This is a genomic window from Kitasatospora sp. NPDC058115, from assembly GCF_042884635.1.
Lineage (GTDB): Bacteria > Actinomycetota > Actinomycetes > Streptomycetales > Streptomycetaceae > Kitasatospora.
This window is the reverse complement of sequence record NZ_JBHVTL010000026.1, coordinates 81,087-99,560: the sequence shown is the minus strand read 5'-3', so window position 1 is coordinate 99,560 and position 18,474 is coordinate 81,087. Positions and strand designations below refer to the sequence as shown.

Here is an 18,474-nt window from a genome sequence, read left to right as displayed (position 1 = left end):
CTCCGGCCCGGTGGGGAGGTTGTGTCATGCTCTAAGCATGTCTAGACCACTGCTCGAAGTGATCGCATTGGACGAGCTGGACGCCCGGGCGGCTGCGCGCGGGGGTGCGGACCGGATCGAACTGGTGAGTGACATGGGGAGATGGGGGCTCACCCCGCCGGTGGAGACGCTGCGGGCGGTGCGGGCGGCGGTGGACCTCCCGGTGCGGGTGATGCTGCGGGAAGCGGACGGCTTCGCCGCCGGGGATCCGCGGGCGCTGCGGGAACGGGCCCGGGAACTGCTGCGGGCCGGGGCCGAGGAGTTCGTCCTGGGCTTCCTCGGGCCGGACGGTGCGGTGGACCTGGCCGCCGTCGAGGCCGTGCTGGAGGTGCTGGACGGGCGGGCCTGGACCTTCCACAAGGCCGTCGACTTCGCCGCCGACCGCGCGGCGGCCTGGGCGGCGATCGGCGCCCTGCCCGGGCTCGACGCGGTGCTCAGCTCCGGCGGGCGGCAGGGCGTCGAGGAGGGCACGGCGACCCTGCTCGCCGAGCGGGCCGCCCGCGCGGGCACCGGCCCGCGGCTGATCGCCGGCGGGGTGCTGCGCGAACGGCACGTCGCGCCGCTGCGGGCCGGCGGCGTCGACGCCTTCCACGTCGGCACCCGGGTGCGCCCGGAGGGCAGCTGGGAGCGCCCGGTCGACGAGTCGGCCGTGCGGCACTGGCGGGAGCTGCTGGCGGACGGGTCGTGAACGGCCCGGGCGGGCCGGCCGCACCGGACGGCCTCTCGGTGACCGTCGTCGCGGAGAGCGAGCTGCACCGGCACGGCATCGCCGGGATGCTCGCCGCCCTGCCCCTGGTGGCCGAGGCGGTGACCAGGGCGCCGGACCGGATCGGGACGGCCGCCGAGCTGTGGGAGTCCGACGTGGTGGCGCTGGTGTGCGTCGCGCAGGCGCCGCCCTGGATGCGGGCGCTGCTGGCCGCCCCGCGCGGGGACGGCCGGCTGCTGGTGCTGCTGGACGCCGCCGCCGCGCGCTGCCCCGAGCCCTGGGAGGCCGCCGGGGTGGACGGCTTCCTGCCCCTGGAGCAGGTGACCACCGCGCTGCTCGCGGACTCGCTGCGCCGCCTGGTGCTGCGGCCCGCGTGGTCCCCGGCCCGCGGACGCCCCGCGCCCCGCCCGGGCGGCGGCCGGCCGGGGGTGGCCGGCGGCGCGCTGACCGGGCGGGAGCGGCAGACCCTCGCCCTGCTGGTGGAGGGGCTGAGCAACAAGGAGATCGCCGCCCGCCTCGGCATCTCGGTGCACGGCGCCAAGCGCCACGTGACCATGGTCCTGGCCAAGCTCAACTGCCCCAACCGGACCCTGGCGGTGGCGATCGCCCTGCGCTACGGCATCGTGAGCCCGGTCGGAGACCAGGCGGCCGAGGCCGGCCCGAAGGCCGTGACGAAGTCCGCGATGTAGTCCGGAAGTGAGATCTTCGGCTCCCAACCGAGCTCCCGGGAGCGCGAGTTGTCCGCGCGGCCGCTGGTGCGCTCACCCCGGCGGGCCGGCACCATCGCGATCTCGCCGCCGAACATCCGGGCCACCTCGATCAGTGGGTACTCCTCGCCCCGGCCGAGCAGGTAGCCGTCCCCGGAGCCGCGCTCCGCGCACAGCAGCAGGCCTTCGACGATGTCGTCGACGTGGGTGAAGTCGCGGCTCTGGGTGCCCGGTTCGACCACGGTCAGCGGCAGCCCGGCCCGGTACTGCTGCTCGAAGATGCCGATCACGGTGGCGTACGAGCCGGAGGTGATCTGGCCGGGGCCGTACACGTTGTAGAAGTACGTGATCACGTGGTCCAGGCCGAACCAGTCCGCCGTGTTGCGGATGTACTCGATGTTCTTCGCCTTGGTCCAGGCGTACGGGTTGAGGTGCTCGTCGCGGCCCCCGTTGCCGAACTTCGAGCTGGAGCCCGCGTAGACCAGCCGGGCGCCGCTCAGCCGGCAGAACCGGACCACCTCCCGGGTGCCGAGCAGGTTGAACTCCCAGACCCGCTCCGGCTCCTCGAAGGACTGCGGGATCCGCGAGTACTCGCCCAGGTGGTAGACGACGGCGGGCGGGCGCAGCCCCCGTTCGGGCCAGAGCGTGCCGAGGTCGGCGGTGTTGCCGTGGAGGTAGCGCACCCGGGGGTGGTCGACGTGGCGGGCCGGCGTGCCGGTGAAGTAGTTGTCCACCGAGACGATCTCCGCAGCGGGCTCCGCGTCCACCAGCCGGCGGATCAGCCGGCCGCCGACGAAGCCGGCCCCGCCGGTCACCAGGATCAGCTTCCCGGCCATCAGGGCGCCTCCTTCCAGCCGAGGCCCCGGTACGTCCAGCCGGCCGCGTTCCAGGCGTACCGGTCCAGGCAGTTGCGGCCGTCGATGACGATGCGTCCGTTCACCACGCGGGCCAGGGCGGCCGGATCGGCGTCACGGAACTCCTGCCACTCGGTCAGCACGCAGACCAGGTCGGCCCCGGTGCAGGCCTGCTCCAGCCCGTCGGCGTAGCCGAGTTCGGGGTGGGTGCGGCGCGCGTTGTCCCGCCCGAGCGGGTCGTACACCCGTACCCGGGCGCCGGCGCCGTGCAGCAGCCGGGCGACGGCCAGCGCCGGGGCGTCCCGGACGTCGTCGGAGTCCGGCTTGAAGGCCGCGCCCAGGACGGCGATCCGGGTGCCGGACAGCTCGGGCCCGCTCGGTCCCGCCACGCAGTCCAGGAGCTCCCCGGCCAGCTGCAGGACGCGTTCGCGGCGGCGCTGGTTGATCAGCTCCACCTCGTGCAGGAAGCGCACCGCCGCACCGGCGCCGAGCTGGTGGGCGCGGGCCTGCAGGGCGCGGATGTCCTTGGGCAGGCAGCCGCCGCCGAAGCCCACCCCGGCCCGCAGGAAGCGCGGGCCGATCCGGTCGTCGTGGCCGAGCGCCTCGGCCAGGCCGGCGACATCGGCCCCGGTGGCCTCGCAGAGCTCGGCCATCGCGTTGATGAACGAGATCTTGGTGGCGAGGAAGGCGTTGGCCGCGGACTTCACCAGCTCGGCGGTGGCGAAGTCGGTCTCCACGGTGGGCACGTCGCGCCCCTCGCGCTCGGCCAGCCGGTACACGCCCCGGTGCACCCGGGCCAGCGTCTCGCGCGCCCAGCTCCCGCGGGCGCCGACCACGATCCGGTCCGGGCGCAGCACGTCCTCGACGGCGCGCCCCTCCTGGAGGAACTCCGGGCACCAGGCGACCTCGGGGTCCGCGTCGTCGGGCGCGTGCTTGCGCAGCAGCCGCTCGACCCACTCGGCGGTGCCCACCGGGACGGTCGACTTGCCGACGACCAGGGTGCGCCCGTGCAGGTGCGGGGCGAGCGCGCGGACGGCGGCGGCGACCTGGCCGAGGTCGGCGCCCGCCCCGTCCGCGCGCTGCGGGGTGCCGACGCAGATGAGGTGCGCCTCGGCCCCGGCGGCGGCCCGCGCCGGATCGGTGGTGAAGGCCAGCCGGCCGGAGTCCAGGCCGCGCCGGACCAGCTCGGCCAGGCCGGGTTCGTGGAACGGCACCTCGCCCGCGGCCAGTGCGGCGATCTTCACCGGGTCGGTGTCCAGGCCGGTGACCCGGTGGCCGAGTTCGGCGTAGCAGGCCGCGTAGGTGGTGCCGAGGTAGCCGGTGCCGACGACCGACAGCCGGGGCGGTGCCCCGGGGCCGGGAGGTGAGGGCACTTCTGTTCTCATCGCTCTTCTCCTCTCTCCGCGGGCCCGAGGCCCCACGGCAGCGGCGCCACGGGCGCGAAGGTGGTGGTGGGCCGGGTCACGCTGCCGGGCCCGGCCTCGGCGATCGCCAGGGTGAGTTCGAGGACGTGCAGGGCGTGGTCCAGCGGGAGCCGCGAGGGCCGTGATCCGCCCGCGGCGACGGCGAGTTCGGCGACGCCCCGGGCGAAGTCCATGGAGTGGGTGCCCGGGTAGCGGTGGCGCCGTCGGGGGCCGGGGACGGGCGGGCAGGGTTCGGCCGGGCCGTCGGGCCGGCGGGTGACGGTGACCGGCGAGTCGTAGTCCCAGGAGTCGGCGACGGTGAGCAGGCCCTCGTCGCCGACGACCCGCAGCGAGTAGTCCTTGGGCGCGTGGATGCTGGTGGTCAGCCGGGCGGTGACGCCCCCCTCGAAGCCGAGGCAGGCCAGCGAGAAGTCCGGTGCGAGCGCGGTGCCGGGCGGCACGTGCGGATTGGGGGCGACCCGGGCGGAGAACGCGGCCACCTCCCGGACCGGGCCGAAGAAGGCGGTCAGCCAGGTGAGCCAGTACCCGGCGTGTTCGAGGGTGCAGCCGGTCTCGAACTCGTCCAGGTAGGGCCAGGGCGCGCCCGAGGGGCTGATCCACTCCCGGAACGGCATCCGCAGGATCGGGCCGTCGTCGAGTTCGGCGTAGACCAGCCGGGGCGTGCCGATCCGGCCCTCGCGCAGCGCCCGCCAGGCGGTCTGGGCGGCGTCGCCGAGCAGCCCGCAGGGGGCCGAGGCGAGCTGCAGGCCGCGTTCGGCGGCGAGCGCGGCCAGTTCGCGGGCCCGGTCGAGGTCGGGGGCGAGCGGTTTCTCGACGTAGACGTGTTTGCCGGCCAGCAGGGCGGCCCTGGTCACCTCGTAGTGGCTGGCGGGGTTGGTCAGGTTGACCACGGCCCGCACGGCGGGGTCGGCGAGCAGGTCGGCCGCCGTCCGGTAGGCGGGCACGCCGTGGTGGGCGGTGAAGGCGGCGGCCCGGGCCGGGTCGCGGTCGTGGACGCCGACCAGGCGCAGGAAGGGGTGGTCGGGCAGGGTCGCGGCGTACAGGTCGGCGACGTAGCCGCAGCCGACGAAGGCGATCCCGAACGGCTCGGCGGGCCCGTCGTAGCGCACGGCGGTCACCGCCCCTCGGGGGTCTCGAAGCGGCAGAGCACGGCGGTGGCGTCGTCCTGGTGCTTGCCGGGGTAGCGGCCGGGCGCGGTGCGCAGTTCGGCGGCGCGGACGCGTTCCACGAGTTGCACCGGGCCCTCCCGCTCCAGCAGGTCGAGGAGTTCGGGCCAGGCGCAGTCGTAGCGCTCGGCCAGCCGGGCGGCGCCGTCGGTCAGCAGCGCGGCGGTGGCCAGCCCGGCGGCGGGGGCGCTGCCGGCCAGCGCGTGCCGGGCGGCCTCGGGCCTGGGGCCGGCCACCCAGAAGCCGCCGGGCTGGTTGCGGTGGCGGCGCAGTTCGGCCCAGGGCAGGTGGATCAGGCGCTCCAGCCGGTCGTCGGTGACGACCCGGACGGCGCCGGAGCGGTCCCGCAGCGCCACCGTGGAGTCGCCGAGCACCAGGTGCTGGACGGTGTCCCCGGCCAGCCGCAGCAGGGCGAGGGTCGCGGTGGGGCTGCACGGGTTGTCCAGGTCGCAGGTGCGGCCGTGCTCGGTGGCGAGGTCGGACAGCGCGTCGTGGAGCAGTTCGCGCAGCGGCCGGCGGCCGTCGGGGTCGTGCAGCAGGGCGCCGGTGAGCCGGAGGCCGACCTCGGCGACCAGCCAGCGGACGTCGTGGCCGCAGCCGGTGCTGGCGCCGGGTTCGGCCGTCGCGCCGTCGAGGACGAGTGCGAAGAGCGGGCCGGTGAGCACCAGGTCCTCGTTGGCGCCGCCGGGGGTGGCGATGCTGGCGGCCTCGGTGGACAGCGGGATCGGGGTCACCGGGCGCCCCCGGCGGTCCCGGCCGGCTCGGCCGCCCCGGCGGACTCGGCGGGTTCGGCGGACCCGGCCGCGCCGGGGCGCGGTCCGGCCTCGTACGCCAGCCACTGGGACCAGGCCCGCAGTCCGTCCGCGAGGGCGGTGCGCGGCCGCCAGCCGAGCTCCGTCGCGGCCGCCTCGGGGGAGCGGACGGGGTCCTCGGGCGGCGCCGGCTCTGCCGCCTCCGCCGCGTCCAGCGGTTCGACCGGCACCGGCCGGACCGCCGCCGAGGCCGCCTCGGCGAGCTGGACGGCGCCCAGCGCCTCGCCGCCGCAGACGTCCAGCGGCCGGCCGGCCGGGGGCAGCCGCAGGGCGCGGTCGACGGCCTCGGCGAGGTCGTCGACGAAGACCGGCCGCCACCGCCGCCCCCGGTGCCCGGCCACCCGGATCGGCCGCGCCAGCAGGGAGCGGCGCACCGCCTGCTCCAGCACCGACCCGTTCTGCACGCCGGGGCCGTAGACCAGCCCGGTCCGCAGCACGGTGGCGGCGCCGGTGTCCGGGCCGAGGGCGGCCGTGTGGGCCTCGCCCGCGACCAGGACGGCCCGGCCGACACCCGCTGCGGCCGCCGCCCGGCCGGCGCGCAGGGCCTGCTCGGCGTGCTCGGCCGCCGCGGCGGGGTCGCCGTCCAGCACCTGGACCAGGGCGGTGGCGCCGGTCGGCGCGGTACCGGGCCCGGCCGCCTCCACCCCGGGGTGGTGGGCGTCGGCGGCGCCCCACAGGGTGACCTCCCAGTCGCCGTCGGCCAGCGCCCCGGCCAGGGCGCCCGCCAGCTCCGTCGCGTCCGGGCCGCCCCGGCCGGTGACCACCACCCGGCGCGCGCGGACCGGACGGGCCGGACCGCCGCCGCCCGGGGCGGGGGTGAACCGGGCCCCGGCCGCCAGGCCCTCGGCGTACCCGGCCCGGGCCAGCTCCAGCAGACCGGGGCGCAGCCGGTCCAGGGTGTCGTCGCCGAAGCGGGTGCACAGGCCGCCGGCGCCGAGCGTGCCGAGCGCCCGCTCGGCGAGCTCGCCGTCCGGTCCGGCGGCCGCGCGGGCGCGGGTGGCGGTGACCACGCCCGTCAGCAGCGCGGTCTGCCAGTGCGCCTCCAGGGCGGGCCGCCCGATCGCGCCCGGCAGGACGGCGGTCCGCGGCCCGGCGCCGTCGAGCCGTTCGTCCAGCCGCGCGAGGGCGTCGCCGGGGTCCAGGCCGATCCGGCGCAGATAGCGGTGGGCCTCGACCCCGGTCCAGCGGCCGTCCGCCCGCCGGGTGGCGACCTGGGCGCGGCCGTGCTTGAAGAACGGCACGGCGTCCAGCCGCGCCGCCCCGTCGGAGAGCTCCCAGGAGGTGCCGGGCGGCAGCGGGGCGAAGCAGGCCGCCCGGCGCGGCCCGTGGCCGCCGTTGGCGTGCATGCTGGGCACGTCGGCGTGGTCGGCGAGGTTGGGCGCGGCCAGCAGGACGGGCACACCGGCGGCGCGCAGGTAGCGGCTCATCACCACGTCGTCCGCCCAGGTGGCGCCGTGCCGCCCGGCGTACTCGGCGAAGCCGTCCGCGACCGGCGCGGGCAGCAGCAGCACCACCGTCGGGGTGTACTCGTCGGTGGCGGGCGCCCAGCGGTGCCCGGAGAGCACGGCCAGCCGCACGGCGGCGGCGTTGCGGGACTGCCAGTGCGTGTAGAAGGCGAGCGCCGCGTCGGGCACCGCGCGGGCCGCCGCCCGGACGTGGTCGAAGAAGCCGGGGGTGAGCACGGCGTCGTCCTGGAGGACCAGGTGGTGGGTGGCGCCGGCGGGCACCGAGGACCAGGCCCGGACGGCGGTGCGCAGACCGGTCGGCGGGCCGTCCGGCTCGGGGTCGAGCACCAGGTCCAGTTCCTCCGGCCGACACCGCTCGATCAACTCCCGTGCCAGCTCGGCGCGGCGCGGGTGCGTCATCACCGCTCCGCTCAGGTGTACCGCGTCCATCCCGGGTTCCCTCCCGTGGTCCTGCCGCTCGGTCAGGAGGGCGATGCTGGCACGGCGGACGCGGACGGCGGCACGGCCGAAGCGGCGGTCGGCTGTGGTACCCGGACGGGTACCACAGGCGCGTACAGACACCCCGGGCCGGCGCCGGTTAGCTTCGGCCAATGCCTCGAATGACCAGGGACGCCACCACATGGCTGCTCTACGCGCAGATCGCCGCGTACGGGTACTTCCTCTACGGATTCGGCCCGTTGGTGCCGCTGCTGCGCGACGAGCAGCACACCAGCCGGTTCGTCGCGAGCCTGCACGGCACCGCCTTCTCGGTGGCGATGCTGCTCTGCGCGCCGCTCTTCCCCCGGCTGGTCGCCCGGTTCGGACGCGGCCGCACGCTCTGGGGGGCGATCGGCAGCGTGGCCGTCGGCTCGCTCGCCCTGGCCTTCGCCCACGGCACGGCGCAGACCCTCGGCGCGACGCTCCTGACGGCGTTCTTCGGCTGCCTGACGCTGACCGCGATCTGGCCCTCGCTCAGCGACCACCACGGCGCGGCCGGGCCGGCCGCGATCAGCGAGGCCAACGCCGCGATGTCCGGCATGGGGCTGCTGGCGCCGCTCGTCATCGCCGTCCTGGTCGACGCGGGCGTCGGCTGGCGCCCGGGCATCGCGCTCACGGCGGTGCTGGTGCTGGCGGTCATCCTGCTCGGCCGGTTCCTGCGCGCCCCGCTGCCGGAGGCGCCGGCGCCCTCGGCCGCACCGGCCGACGACGTGCCGGCCGACGACGTGCCGGCCGCCGAGGAACGGGCGGCGCCGGGCGGCAGCCTGCCGCTGTTCCTGGCCGCGCTCGGCGTGATCGTCGCGGTCGCCGGAGTGGAGATGTGCCTCACCCAGTGGCAGTCCGACTACCTGCGCGGACACGCCGGGGTGAGCGCCGCCGGGGCGACGGCGGCCGGCTCGGCGCTGGTGGTCGGCATCTTCGTCGGGCGGCTGTTCGGCGCCCGCTTCACGCTGCGCTTCGCCGCGCCGGTCGTGCTGATCGGCTCGCTCGGCGTCTCGGCCGTCGGCTTCGCGCTGTTCTGGGCCTCGACGGTGCCCGCCGTCGCGGTCACCGGGCTGGTGCTCTGCGGGCTCGGGATGGCGCTGCAGTTCCCGATGGCGATCGTGCTGGTGCTGTCCACCGCCACCAACGGCGTCGACGCCGCCTCCAGCCGGATGGGCTACGCCTCCGGGACGGCCTTCGGCGCGGCCCCGATGCTGCTCGCCGCGCTCTCCGACCGGATCAGCCCGCAGGTCGGGTACCTGCTGGTGCCGCTGCTGCTGGTGCTGGCCGCCGTCCTGGCCGCGCTGATCCACCGCGCCCTGAGGACGCCCGCCCCCGTCCCGTCCGCCCCCGCCGTCACCCCGGAGCTGCAGCCGTGACCACCGCCCTGCCGGGACTCCTCGGGGTCCACCACCTCGCCTGCACCGTGCCGGACCTCGACGAGGCGGTCGGGTTCTTCACCGCGCTGATCGGCGGCGAGGAGCTCTACCGCGCCGGGCCGGTGGAGGACCGGGACGGCGACTGGATGCACCGTCACCTCGGCGTCCACCCGCGCGCCAGTGCCGACGTGGCGGTGGTGCGCCTGCCGGACGGCCTGGAGCTGGAGCTGTTCGAGTACCGGGCGCCCGGGCAGCGCCGGGTGCCGCCCGCCAACAGCGACTGGGGCGGCCACCACCTGGCCCTGCGGGTCGCCGACGTGGACGCCGCCGCCGCGTTCCTGCGCGCGCGGGGCGTCCGCGTCCTCGGCGAGCCGCAGACCATCGGGGCGGGCCATCCCGTCGCGGGCACCCGCTGGGTCTACTTCACCGCGCCCTGGGGCCTGCAGCTGGAGCTCTACGCGCTGCCCGTGACCGGCTGACGGCCGGCCGGCCGGCCGGCCCGGCCCCGCCGTCGACCGTCAGCCGGCGACGGCGCTCTCCTCGACGATCCGCCCGTCGCGCAGCTCGACCACCCGGTCGGCCAGCTCCATCAGGTTCGGGTCGTGCGTGGCGACCAGCACGGTGACGCCCTCGCTGCGCACCACCGCGCGCAGCAGCTCCATGATCGAGCGGCCGGTCTCGGAGTCCAGCTGGCCGGTCGGCTCGTCGGCGATGATCAGATCGGGCTCGTTGGCCAGCGCCCGGGCGATCGCGACCCGCTGCTGCTGGCCGCCGGACAGCTCGCCGGGCCGCTGGTTGGCGTGGTCGGCCAGCCCCACCAGCGCCAGCAGCGTGCGGGCGCGCTCCTCGCGCTGGGCGGCGGGCACCTTGCGCAGCCGCATCGGGACGCCGACGTTCTCGGCGGCGGTGAGCACCGGGAGCAGGCCGAAGGACTGGAAGACGAAGCCCAGGCGGTCCCGGCGCAGCGCGAGCCGGCCCTCCTCGTCGAGCCCGCCGAGGTCGGTGCCGTCCAGGGTGATGGTGCCGCCGGTCGGGCTGTCCAGGCCGCCGACCAGGTTGAGCAGGGTGGTCTTGCCGGAGCCGGAGCGGCCCTTGAGCGCGGTGAGTTCCCCGCGGCCGATCGCGAAGGAGACGCCGCGCAGGGCGTGCACGGCCCGCTCGCCGGTCCCGAAACTGCGGTGGACATCGGTGACGGCCACCATGGGAGCGGTCACGGTGCCGGCCGGTTGCTGCGTCATTGCGGCGTCCCCCCTGGGTGTGCCGGCCGTCCCGCCGACGGGGCGGCCGGTTTTCATTGAAATGTTCATGCCTTCGAAATGCCGGTCCGGCTGACGTGCCGTCAGGGGTGTTCCGGCTCCGGTTCGGAGCATTTGCTCATTACTTATATCCTTCGCGCAAGTCCCTTCCTTTCGCTGGCCGGATCTGACAGCATCGTCCGCTATCCGGTGATCAAGCGCCGGTGATCACCTGACGGCGCCCCTGCGGGCGCCCATCCGCGCAGTGGGAGACGTGCGCCCGGTCCGGGCGGCGCGGCGCGGACACCATTGAGGACCGGGGGAGGAACGGGATGCTCGGCTTCGTCGTGCGCCGACTGCGCGGGCGACTGCCCCTGGCCGCCGCCGCCCTGCTCACCGTACTGATCACGACGGCGGTGCTCACCGCGCTGGTCGCCTTCCAGCGCACCGTCGGCGAGGTCGGACAGCGCCAGGCCCTCCAGGGCCGCGGCCATCCGAGGACCACCGTGGTGGTCAACTCCGAGCACGGGCTGGACCGGCGGACCAAGGACGACGCGGCGGTGGGCGACTACGCCCGCACCCTCTTCGGCGACCTGCCGGCCGAGACCCGCGGCCTGTCCCGCAGCCGCTCCTACGGCCTGCCCGCCGCGGCGGGAGGCGCCGGGAGTGCCCCGACGGGCAACCCGCAGGGCAGCCCGCAGGCCGTCGCCCCCAGGGACGACGACCTCACCCTCCTCGCCGCCCTCGACCGCCGGTACGTCCGGCTGCTCGCCGGCACCTGGCCCGCCGCCGCGAGCGGCGCGTCCGGCCCGGTCGAAGCGGCCGTCCCGCAGTCCGTGCTCACCCGCCTCGGCCTCGCCGCCGAGGCCCTGCCCGCCGAGGTCCGGCTCACCGACCGCTACGGCGGCGCGCCGCTCGCCGTCCGGATCACCGGCGTCTACGGCGCCACCGACCCCACCGACCTCTACTGGCGCCTCGACCCGGTCCAGGGCCGCGAGATCCTGGTCGGCGGCTTCACCACCTACGGCCCGCTGCTCGTCGACGACACCGCCTTCACCGCCGCCGGCATCCCGCAGAACGGCCGCAGCTGGCTGCTCGACGCCGACTTCACCGGCGTCGGCGCCGGCGCCGTGGACGCCCTGCGCGACCGGATCACCCCGGCCCGCGACGCGCTGGACAAGAACGCCGGACTGGTCGCCCGCACCGAACTCCCCGACCTGCTGCGCGAGCTGGACTCCAGCGCCATGGTCGCCCGCTCCACCCTGCTCATCGGCGCCCTCCAGCTGATCGTGCTGGCCTCCGCCGCCCTGCTGCTGGTCGTCCACCTCATCGCCGGCCGCCAGCAGGCCGAGAACGCCCTGCTCGCCGCCCGCGGCGCCTCCGGCCTGCGGCTCGGCGGCTTCAGCGCCACCGAGGCCCTGCTGCTCGCGCTGCCCGCCGCCCTGCTCGCCCCACTGCTCACCCCGCCGCTGCTGCGCGTCCTCGGCGGCTTCGGCCCGCTGCGCCACGTCCCGCTGGACACCTCGCTGCGCTGGACCCTGTGGCCGGTCGCGATCGCCTGCGCCCTCGGCTGCGTCCTGCTCGCCGCCGTGCCCGCCCTGCTGCGCGGCGCCGGTGCCGCCGTGCTGCGCCGGGCCGGCAGCCGCCAGGCCCTGGCCGCCGGCGCCGCCCGCTCCGGCGCCGACCTCGCCCTGCTCGCCCTGGCCGTCCTCGCCTACCAGCAACTCTCCCAGTACAGCGGAGGGTTGTCGCCCGACGCGGACGGCCGCCTCGGCCTCGACCCGGTCCTGATCGCCACCCCCACCCTGGCCCTGGGCGCCGGCACCCTGCTGGCGCTGCGCCTGCTGCCGCTCGCCGCCCGCCTGGGCGCCCGGGTGGCCGCCCGCGGCCGCGGCCTCGGGCCCGCGCTGGTCGGCTGGCAGCTCTCCCGGCGCCCCGGCCGGGCCAGCGGACCGGTCCTGCTGCTGGTGCTCGGCGTGTCCACCGGCGTCCTCGCGCTCGGCCAGCACGCCACCTGGAACACCTCCCAGCAGGACCAGGCCTCCTTCGCCACCGCGGGCGGCCTGCGCATCCACGGCGCCCACACCGCCCCGCTCGGCCAGGGCAGCCGGTTCGCCGAACTGCCCGGCGGCGACCGGCTCATCCCCGTCAGCCGCCAGGAGCAGTCGCTGCCCGACAACAGCCACGGCCAGATCCTCGCCGTGAACGCGGCGGCCTTCGCCGAGCGCGTCCCGGTCCGGCCCGACCTGCTCGACGGACAGGACCCGAAGCGGCTGTTCACCCCGCTCACCGAGAACACGCCCGCCGGCGCCGCGACCGGGGTCACGCTGCCCGGCCGCCCGCAGCGCATCGAGGCCGAGGTCACCTTCACGCCCGACCACGCACCGGCGGACCCCGGCGACGCGTTCGCGTCGTCGGTCAAGCCCCCCGAGGCCTGGCTGCTGCTGCGCGACCGCTACGACGTCTCCTTCGTCGTCCCGCTCAAGGGCATCCCCGCCTCCGGCGAGGGCCGCGCCACCGCCGACCTCGCCGCGCTCACCGACGGCGGGCTCAGCTCGGTGTCGGCGCCGCTGACCGTCGTCGGCGTGAACCTCGCCTTCGACGGCTCCGACGGCGGCACGCTGACCGTGCGCCGGCTCGCCGCCGCCGACAGCGTGACCGCCCCCGCGGCGCCGGTCACCGTCCCCGCAGGCCTCGCCTGGGCCGGCGCCGGCGACGGCACCGCGCGCGACACCCGGGTGAACGTCCTCGCCGACCCCTCCGACGACCGGCGGCTGCTGAGCGTGAGCTTCGCCGCCGGCCCCCACAGCACCGGCAACCGGCGTGTCGTCATCACCCCGGCCGGCGTCCGGCCGCAGACCGAGATCACCGGCGTCGCCACCCGCGGCTACCTGACCGCCACCGGCTCCGACGTCGGATCCACCGTGCGGGTGCCGTTCGGCCTCGCCACCGTGCAGGTGCGGATCACCGGCGAGGCCGCGTCGCTGCCCGTCGTCGGCGACAACGCCCTGCTGGTCGACCTCGGCACCGTCGGGCGGGCGCTCGCCGCCACCGGACGCGAGACCCCCGTCCCCACCGAGTGGTGGCTGCCCGCCACCGGACCGGACGACCCCACCCCCGCCCGGGCGGCCGCCGCCCTGCGCGCCGTTCCCAACACCCCCGGCCTCCAGCTCCGCGACGAGGTCGCCGCCGACCTGCTCGGCGACCCGCTCAGCGCGGCCCCGCAGAACGCGCTCGCCGCCATCGCCGTCGTCACCACCGCGCTCGCCGCGATCGGCTTCGGCGCCGCCTCGGCCGCCGCCGCGGGCGAACGCGCCCGGGACTCCGCACTGCTGCTGGCCCTCGGCACCCCCAGGCGCCGCCTGGTGCGCGCCGCCGCCGCCGAACAGGCCGCCCTGGTCGGCCTCGGCAGCATCGTCGGCCTCGCCCTCGGCGCCCTGATCGTCCGGCTGATCGTGCCGCTCGTCGTGCTCACCCCGGCGGCCCGCCGCCCCGTCCCGGAGGCCGTCGTCGACCTGCCGCTCGGCACCGCCGTGCTGCTGGCCGCCGCGATCGCCGCCGTCCCCCTGCTCTCGGCCCTGCTCGGCGGTCGCCGCCGGCGCGACGTGGCCCAGCGCCTGCGGCACCTGGAGGAGATGTGACCAGCCCGGCCGACACCGCGACCCCCCGGTCCGCGGACACCGGCCCGGGGGCCGCCCACCGCCCCGCGGCCTGGGTGCGCACCCGGCTGCGCGCGGCCCCGCTCGCCGCCCTGCTCACCGCCGTGCTCGCGTTCGGCACCGTCTTCCTGGCGGCCGCCTTCCCCCGGCTCCTGGACCGCACCGCCGACCAGGGCCTGCGCGACTTCCTGCGCGACCGGGGACCGGCGGCCACCAGCATCCTCGCCACCGCCGACCTCGGCGGCGACGCCTCGAACCCGAACGACCCCGCCGGCGGCCGGCCCGACAACGCCCAGCGCCTCGACGAGGACGCCGCCCGGCTCGTCGCGCGGACCGGCATCCTCGGCGTGGGCCCCGGCGGCCCGGTCTACGGAGCCCGCAGCGGCAAGCCGCGCACCCTCACCAATCCCGGCCTGGCCCGGCCCGACGAGGCCGACCCCGACCTGGACCTGCTCTACGTGCAGGGCCTGCGCGACCACGTGACCCTCGCCGAGGGCAGCTGGCCCGGCACCCCCACGCCCAACGAGCCCGTCCCGATCGCGGTCAGCCGCAACGTCGCCGAGACGGTCGGCTTCCACCTCGGCGACATCCTGAAGACCGCCTCGGCCTCACCCGACGACACCGCGCCCCTGGCCAAGGTGGTCGGCATCGTCGAGGTCACCGACCAGAACGACCCCTACTGGAGCGAGCTGCCCTGCCCCAACCGGGCCTGCCTCAACTTCACCAGCGGCAAGCGGCCCGCCGCCTACTGGCACAGCGCCGGCCTCGTCGACGCCTCCGCCCTCCCGCAGATCAGGACCTGGCACACCGGCGCCCAGGACTTCTGGCGGCTGCCCGTCGACGTCGACGGCCTGCGCGCCGACCGGATGGCCGCGACCGAGCGGGAGCTCGCCTCCTACCTCACCGGGCACACCGCCAACGCGCTGGCGAACGCCACCGACCGGGTCGGCCTGCGGATCAGCTCGCCGCTGCCCCCGCTGCTCCGCCAGGCCGTCGCCCGGCAGGAGGCCGCCGCGCCGCTCTCCTCGATCGGCCCGGCCGGGCTGGCCGGCGTCGGCGTGGTCGTGCTCTGCCTGGCCGCCGCGCTCGCCGGCGACCGCCGGATCGCGGAACTGCGCCTGCTCCAGGCCCGCGGCGGCTCCCGCACCGGGGTCGTCCGGCGCCTGCTCTCCGAGGGCGCCGTCACCGTGCTGCCCGCCGCGCTCCTGGCCACCGCGCTCGCGCTCCTGCTGCTGCCCACCCCGCGCTGGGGCGGCGCGGTGCTCGCCGCCACGGCCGTCGCCCTGTTCTCCCTGCTCGCGCTCCCGCTGCGGGCCGCCCGGCTCTGGTCCCGGCCCCGGCCCGGCGGCGCCCGGCGGCGCCTGGTCGGCGAACTCGCCGTCCTGGGCCTGACGGTCGCCGCCGTGGCCGAGGTCGGACGGCGCGGCGTGGCCCCCGAGGGGGCGGGCGCCGACCCGCTGCTGGTCGCGGCGCCCCTGCTGCTCGCCCTCACCGGCGGACTGCTGCTCGCCCGCCTCCAGCCGCTGCTGCTCGGCGCGCTCGCCCGCGCCACCGCCCGGCGCCCCGGCGCCATCGGCTTCCTCGGCCTGGCCCGCGCCGCCCGCGGCTCCGGCGCCGGGCAGCGCCCCTCGGTGCTGCCGCTGCTCGCGCTGCTGCTCGCCGTCACCACCGCCGGCTTCGGCGCCACCATCCTCGGCGCCGTCGACACGGCGCGCACCGCCGCCGCCCGGCTGAGCGTCGGCGGCGACGCCTCCGTGGTCGTCCCGATCGGCGTCACCGTGTCACCGGAGTTCGCCGACGCGGCCGGCCGTCTGCCCGGCGTGCGGGCCTCCGCCCGGATCTGGGCCGACACCGAGGTGTTCGTGCTCGGCGGCACCGGCGCGGTCCGGGTCTTCGCCGTGGTCGCCGACCCGGCGGCCTACGCGGAGATCTCCCGCTCGCTCGGGCGCGGCGCCTTCGACCCGGCCGCGCTGTCGGGCGGCACCGGCGGGCCGGACGCGCCGGTGCCCGCGCTGATCTCCACGGCGCTCGCCGCGCAACTGGGCCCGGAGGCCACCCACCGGCTGCGGCTGCCGAACGGCGGCGAACTGCTCGTCGGCACCGCGGGCACCGTCGACGGCACCCCCGCCCTCCAGGGCGACGGCCGGCTGTTCGTCGTCCTGCCGGCCGGCCCGGCCGTCGCCCTCGCCCCCGAACTCGACCGCGCCAACCTCTGGCTGGCCACCGGCTCCGTCGACGAGAGCGGGCTGCGGAACCTGGTGCGCGAGAAGATCGCCTCCGGCACCGAACGCAGCGCGGCCGCCGCCGCCGGCGCCTCCGGCCCGGGCGACCTGCCGGCCGGGTACACCGTGCGCACCAGCGCGTCCGTCACCGCCGACCTCGGCGACGACCCCCTCCAGCGCTCCGCCGCCCGGCTGTTCTGGACCGCCGTCCTCGGCGCCGGGTCGCTCGCCCTGCTCGCCGTCCTGCTCACCCTGGTCAGGGCCGCTCCCGAGCGCACCGCCCTGCTCGCCCGGCTGCGCACCATGGGCCTGCGCCCCCGCCAGGGCCTGACCCTCATCCTGGTCGAGACGCTGCCGCAGACCCTGGTCGCGGCCGTCGGCGGCGGCCTCGTCGCCCTCGCCGCGGTCGCCCTGCTCGGCCCGTCCTTCGACCTGTCGATCCTGGTCGGCGCGGACATCGCGCGCGGCCTGCCGGTCGACGTCGCGGCGGTCGCGCTGCCCACCCTCGGCCTCGCCGCGCTCGTCTCGGCCGGCATCGTCGCCGAGGCGTTCATCGCGGGCCGGCGCCAGATCACCACCGAACTGCGCGCGGGGGACCAGCGATGAGACCCCAAGGCCCCCCGGCGACGACACGCCCGCGCCCGACCGACCCCGACCCCAGCACCCCAGCGCCGACGAGAGGAGAGCCGCGGTGAACGGCAGCGCCCAGGACCAGCGGACCGCCCAGGCCCCCACCTTCCAGGAACTCCAGGAACGGGCGCGCGCCGCCGCGGCCGGTCCCCGGGCCGCCCACGACGCGGACGCCGCCATCGTCTGCGACCGGCTGGTGCGCATCTTCAGCGCCCAGGGCGTCGAGGTGCAGGCCCTGCAGGGCCTCGAACTGACCATCCGCCAGGGCGACCTGGTCGCCCTGGTCGGCGCCTCCGGCAGCGGGAAGTCCACCCTGCTGACCATCCTCGCCGGGCTGGACGTGCCGACCGCCGGCACCGCCACCGTCGCCGGCTGCGACCTGCTGGAGATGTCCCCGCGCGAGCGGCTGCGCTACCGCCGCGAGGTGGTCGGCTTCATCTGGCAGCAGACCGCCCGCAACCTGCTGCCCTTCCTCACCGCCGCCGAGAACATCGCCCTGCCGATGCAGCTGCGCGGCCGTCGCACCCACGGCGGCGCGCGTCAGCAGGCCGCCAGGGTCGCCGAACTGCTGGAGGCCCTGGAGATCGGCGACCTCGCCCGCCGCCGGCCGAGCGAGATGTCCGGCGGCCAGCAGCAGCGCGTCGCCATCGCCGTCGCGATGGCCAACAACCCGCCGGTGCTGCTCGCCGACGAGCCCACCGGCGAGCTGGACTCGGACACCGGGGCGAGCATCTTCGAGGCCTTCCGCACCGTCAACCGCGAACTCGGCGCCACCGTGGTCATCGTCACCCACGACCCGATGGTGGCCGGCGAGGTCCGCCGCACCGTCGCCATCCGCGACGGCCGCACCAGCAGCGAGGTGCTGCGCCGCACCACCACCGACGAGCACGGCGAGGAGTCGGTCAACGAGACCGAGTACGTGATGCTGGACCGCACCGGCCGCGTCCAGCTCCCGGCCAAGTTCCTGGAGGCGCTCGGCATGGAGCACCGGGTCGCCGTCGAACTCGCCCCCGACCACATCGCGGTGCGCCCGGACGACCACGACGGGCACTGACGGACGGGCGTCGCGGTGCTGGGATACTGGACCGGAACGTTCCGCGGTGGCGACAGGTGGTGAGGGGCGGCCCATGAGCAGCCGGGTGAGGGTGCTGAGGAAGCAGAACCGGCTCAGCCTGGAGGCGCTGGCGGCGCGGGTCGGCGTCACCAAGAGCTACCTCTCCAAGGTGGAGCGCGGCCTGAGCGACCCGTCGATCTCCACCGCGCTCAAGCTCGCGCACGCGCTGAACGTGGACGTCGGCCGGCTCTTCTCGGACGAGGTCGAGCCCGAACTGGTCACCGTGGTGCGGGCCGGCGAGCGGACCCCGATGGCCGGGGGGAGCGGTGGGGGTTCCGTGCGCTACGAGGGCATCGCGACCGGGCTGGCCGGCAAGCAGATGGTGCCCTTCATGATGCACCCGCCCCTGGAACCGGGGGACGCACCGTTCAAGTCCCACGCGGGCGAGGAGTTCCTCTTCGTCCACGAGGGCACTGCGGAGCTGGAGTTCCCGGAGCGGACGGTCGTCCTCGCGCCGGGCGACAGCGTCTACTTCAACGCCGCCCTGCCGCACCGCTGCCGATCCACCGGCGCGGCGCCGGCCGAGATCCTCGTGGTGATCCACGACGACCCGGCCGGCCCCGGCGACCGCGTCCCGACGCTGCCCTGACCCCGCTCCTGCG

14 protein-coding genes are annotated in these 18,474 nt (G+C 76.9%); 8 read left to right on the top strand and 6 right to left on the bottom strand.

The window, feature by feature from the left end; all coding sequences use genetic code 11:
- Positions 1-37: 37 nt before the first annotated feature.
- The gene (locus tag ACFVVL_RS26380; protein WP_380292544.1) at positions 38-727 is read left to right on the top strand and encodes a copper homeostasis protein CutC; all 690 of its coding nucleotides are present in this window, start codon (positions 38-40) and stop codon (positions 725-727) included.
- The gene (locus tag ACFVVL_RS26375; RefSeq protein WP_380292542.1) at positions 724-1,434 is read left to right on the top strand and encodes a response regulator transcription factor; all 711 of its coding nucleotides are present in this window, start codon (positions 724-726) and stop codon (positions 1,432-1,434) included. Before ACFVVL_RS26380 ends, ACFVVL_RS26375 begins: the two co-directional genes overlap by 4 nt.
- Here the strand turns inward: ACFVVL_RS26375 and ACFVVL_RS26370 are convergent.
- The 5 genes from ACFVVL_RS26370 to ACFVVL_RS26350 are packed head-to-tail and all read right to left on the bottom strand — an operon-like array spanning position 1,359 to position 7,603.
- Positions 1,359-2,288, bottom strand: coding sequence for an NAD-dependent epimerase/dehydratase family protein (locus ACFVVL_RS26370; RefSeq protein WP_387679326.1), 930 nt, complete (start codon positions 2,286-2,288; stop codon positions 1,359-1,361). The two genes, ACFVVL_RS26375 and ACFVVL_RS26370, sit on opposite strands and share 76 nt — an antisense overlap.
- Complete coding sequence (locus ACFVVL_RS26365) at positions 2,288-3,691, bottom strand: UDP-glucose dehydrogenase family protein (protein WP_380292538.1); 1,404 nt, start codon at positions 3,689-3,691, stop codon at positions 2,288-2,290. Before ACFVVL_RS26365 ends, ACFVVL_RS26370 begins: the two co-directional genes overlap by 1 nt.
- Positions 3,688-4,848: a Gfo/Idh/MocA family protein gene (locus ACFVVL_RS26360; protein WP_387679322.1), complete on the bottom strand. Its 1,161-nt coding sequence runs from the start codon at positions 4,846-4,848 to the stop codon at positions 3,688-3,690. Before ACFVVL_RS26360 ends, ACFVVL_RS26365 begins: the two co-directional genes overlap by 4 nt.
- A complete protein-coding gene (locus ACFVVL_RS26355) occupies positions 4,845-5,630 on the bottom strand; it encodes a protein phosphatase 2C domain-containing protein (RefSeq protein WP_387679319.1) in 786 nt (261 codons plus the stop codon). The genes ACFVVL_RS26360 and ACFVVL_RS26355 overlap by 4 nt, the downstream gene beginning before the upstream one ends.
- Complete coding sequence (locus ACFVVL_RS26350) at positions 5,627-7,603, bottom strand: NAD-dependent epimerase/dehydratase family protein (RefSeq protein WP_387679317.1); 1,977 nt, start codon at positions 7,601-7,603, stop codon at positions 5,627-5,629. Before ACFVVL_RS26350 ends, ACFVVL_RS26355 begins: the two co-directional genes overlap by 4 nt.
- Before the next feature lie 170 nt (positions 7,604-7,773).
- Here ACFVVL_RS26350 and ACFVVL_RS26345 point away from each other — a divergent pair, with 170 nt between their 5' ends.
- Together ACFVVL_RS26345 and ACFVVL_RS26340 are read left to right on the top strand one after the other, a co-directional pair.
- A complete protein-coding gene (locus ACFVVL_RS26345; RefSeq protein ID WP_380292530.1) occupies positions 7,774-9,012 on the top strand; it encodes an MFS transporter in 1,239 nt (412 codons plus the stop codon).
- Entirely contained in the window at positions 9,009-9,491 is a 483-nt protein-coding gene (locus ACFVVL_RS26340; protein WP_387679313.1) for a VOC family protein, read from the top strand. Before ACFVVL_RS26345 ends, ACFVVL_RS26340 begins: the two co-directional genes overlap by 4 nt.
- A 39-nt stretch (positions 9,492-9,530) precedes the next feature.
- Here ACFVVL_RS26340 and ACFVVL_RS26335 read toward each other — a convergent pair whose 3' ends face one another.
- On the bottom strand, positions 9,531-10,250 hold the full coding sequence (locus tag ACFVVL_RS26335; protein WP_380292526.1) for an ABC transporter ATP-binding protein: 720 nt from the start codon (positions 10,248-10,250) through the stop codon (positions 9,531-9,533).
- A gap of 329 nt (positions 10,251-10,579) precedes the next feature.
- Between ACFVVL_RS26335 and ACFVVL_RS26330 the strand changes: the two genes are divergently transcribed.
- The 4 genes from ACFVVL_RS26330 to ACFVVL_RS26315 all read left to right on the top strand — a co-directional run bounded on the left by ACFVVL_RS26330 (position 10,580) and on the right by ACFVVL_RS26315 (position 18,461).
- On the top strand, positions 10,580-13,888 hold the full coding sequence (locus ACFVVL_RS26330; protein WP_387679309.1) for an FtsX-like permease family protein: 3,309 nt from the start codon (positions 10,580-10,582) through the stop codon (positions 13,886-13,888).
- Positions 13,885-16,734 (top strand): hypothetical protein, encoded by a 2,850-nt coding sequence (locus tag ACFVVL_RS26325; protein WP_387679306.1) that lies wholly within the window; start codon positions 13,885-13,887, stop codon positions 16,732-16,734. The genes ACFVVL_RS26330 and ACFVVL_RS26325 overlap by 4 nt, the downstream gene beginning before the upstream one ends.
- Positions 16,735-16,819: 85 nt before the next feature.
- Entirely contained in the window at positions 16,820-17,812 is a 993-nt protein-coding gene (locus ACFVVL_RS26320; protein ID WP_380292520.1) for an ABC transporter ATP-binding protein, read from the top strand.
- A 73-nt stretch (positions 17,813-17,885) separates the two neighbouring features.
- Positions 17,886-18,461, top strand: coding sequence for a helix-turn-helix domain-containing protein (locus tag ACFVVL_RS26315; RefSeq protein ID WP_387679302.1), 576 nt, complete (start codon positions 17,886-17,888; stop codon positions 18,459-18,461).
- Positions 18,462-18,474: the final 13 nt, after the last annotated feature.

Bases quoted from the DNA above. Each gene is read 5' to 3' on its own strand.
- ACFVVL_RS26365 (WP_380292538.1), bottom strand. From the start codon at position 3,691: ATGAGAACAGAAGTGCCCTCACCTCCCGGCCCCGGGGCACCGCCCCGG.
- ACFVVL_RS26315 (WP_387679302.1), top strand. From the start codon at position 17,886: ATGAGCAGCCGGGTGAGGGTGCTGAGGAAGCAGAACCGGCTCAGCCTG.
- ACFVVL_RS26330 (WP_387679309.1), top strand. From the start codon at position 10,580: ATGCTCGGCTTCGTCGTGCGCCGACTGCGCGGGCGACTGCCCCTGGCC.
- ACFVVL_RS26350 (WP_387679317.1), bottom strand. From the start codon at position 7,603: ATGGACGCGGTACACCTGAGCGGAGCGGTGATGACGCACCCGCGCCGC.
- ACFVVL_RS26345 (WP_380292530.1), top strand. From the start codon at position 7,774: ATGACCAGGGACGCCACCACATGGCTGCTCTACGCGCAGATCGCCGCG.
- ACFVVL_RS26335 (WP_380292526.1), bottom strand. From the start codon at position 10,250: ATGACGCAGCAACCGGCCGGCACCGTGACCGCTCCCATGGTGGCCGTC.
- ACFVVL_RS26380 (WP_380292544.1), top strand. From the start codon at position 38: ATGTCTAGACCACTGCTCGAAGTGATCGCATTGGACGAGCTGGACGCC.
- ACFVVL_RS26370 (WP_387679326.1), bottom strand. From the start codon at position 2,288: ATGGCCGGGAAGCTGATCCTGGTGACCGGCGGGGCCGGCTTCGTCGGC.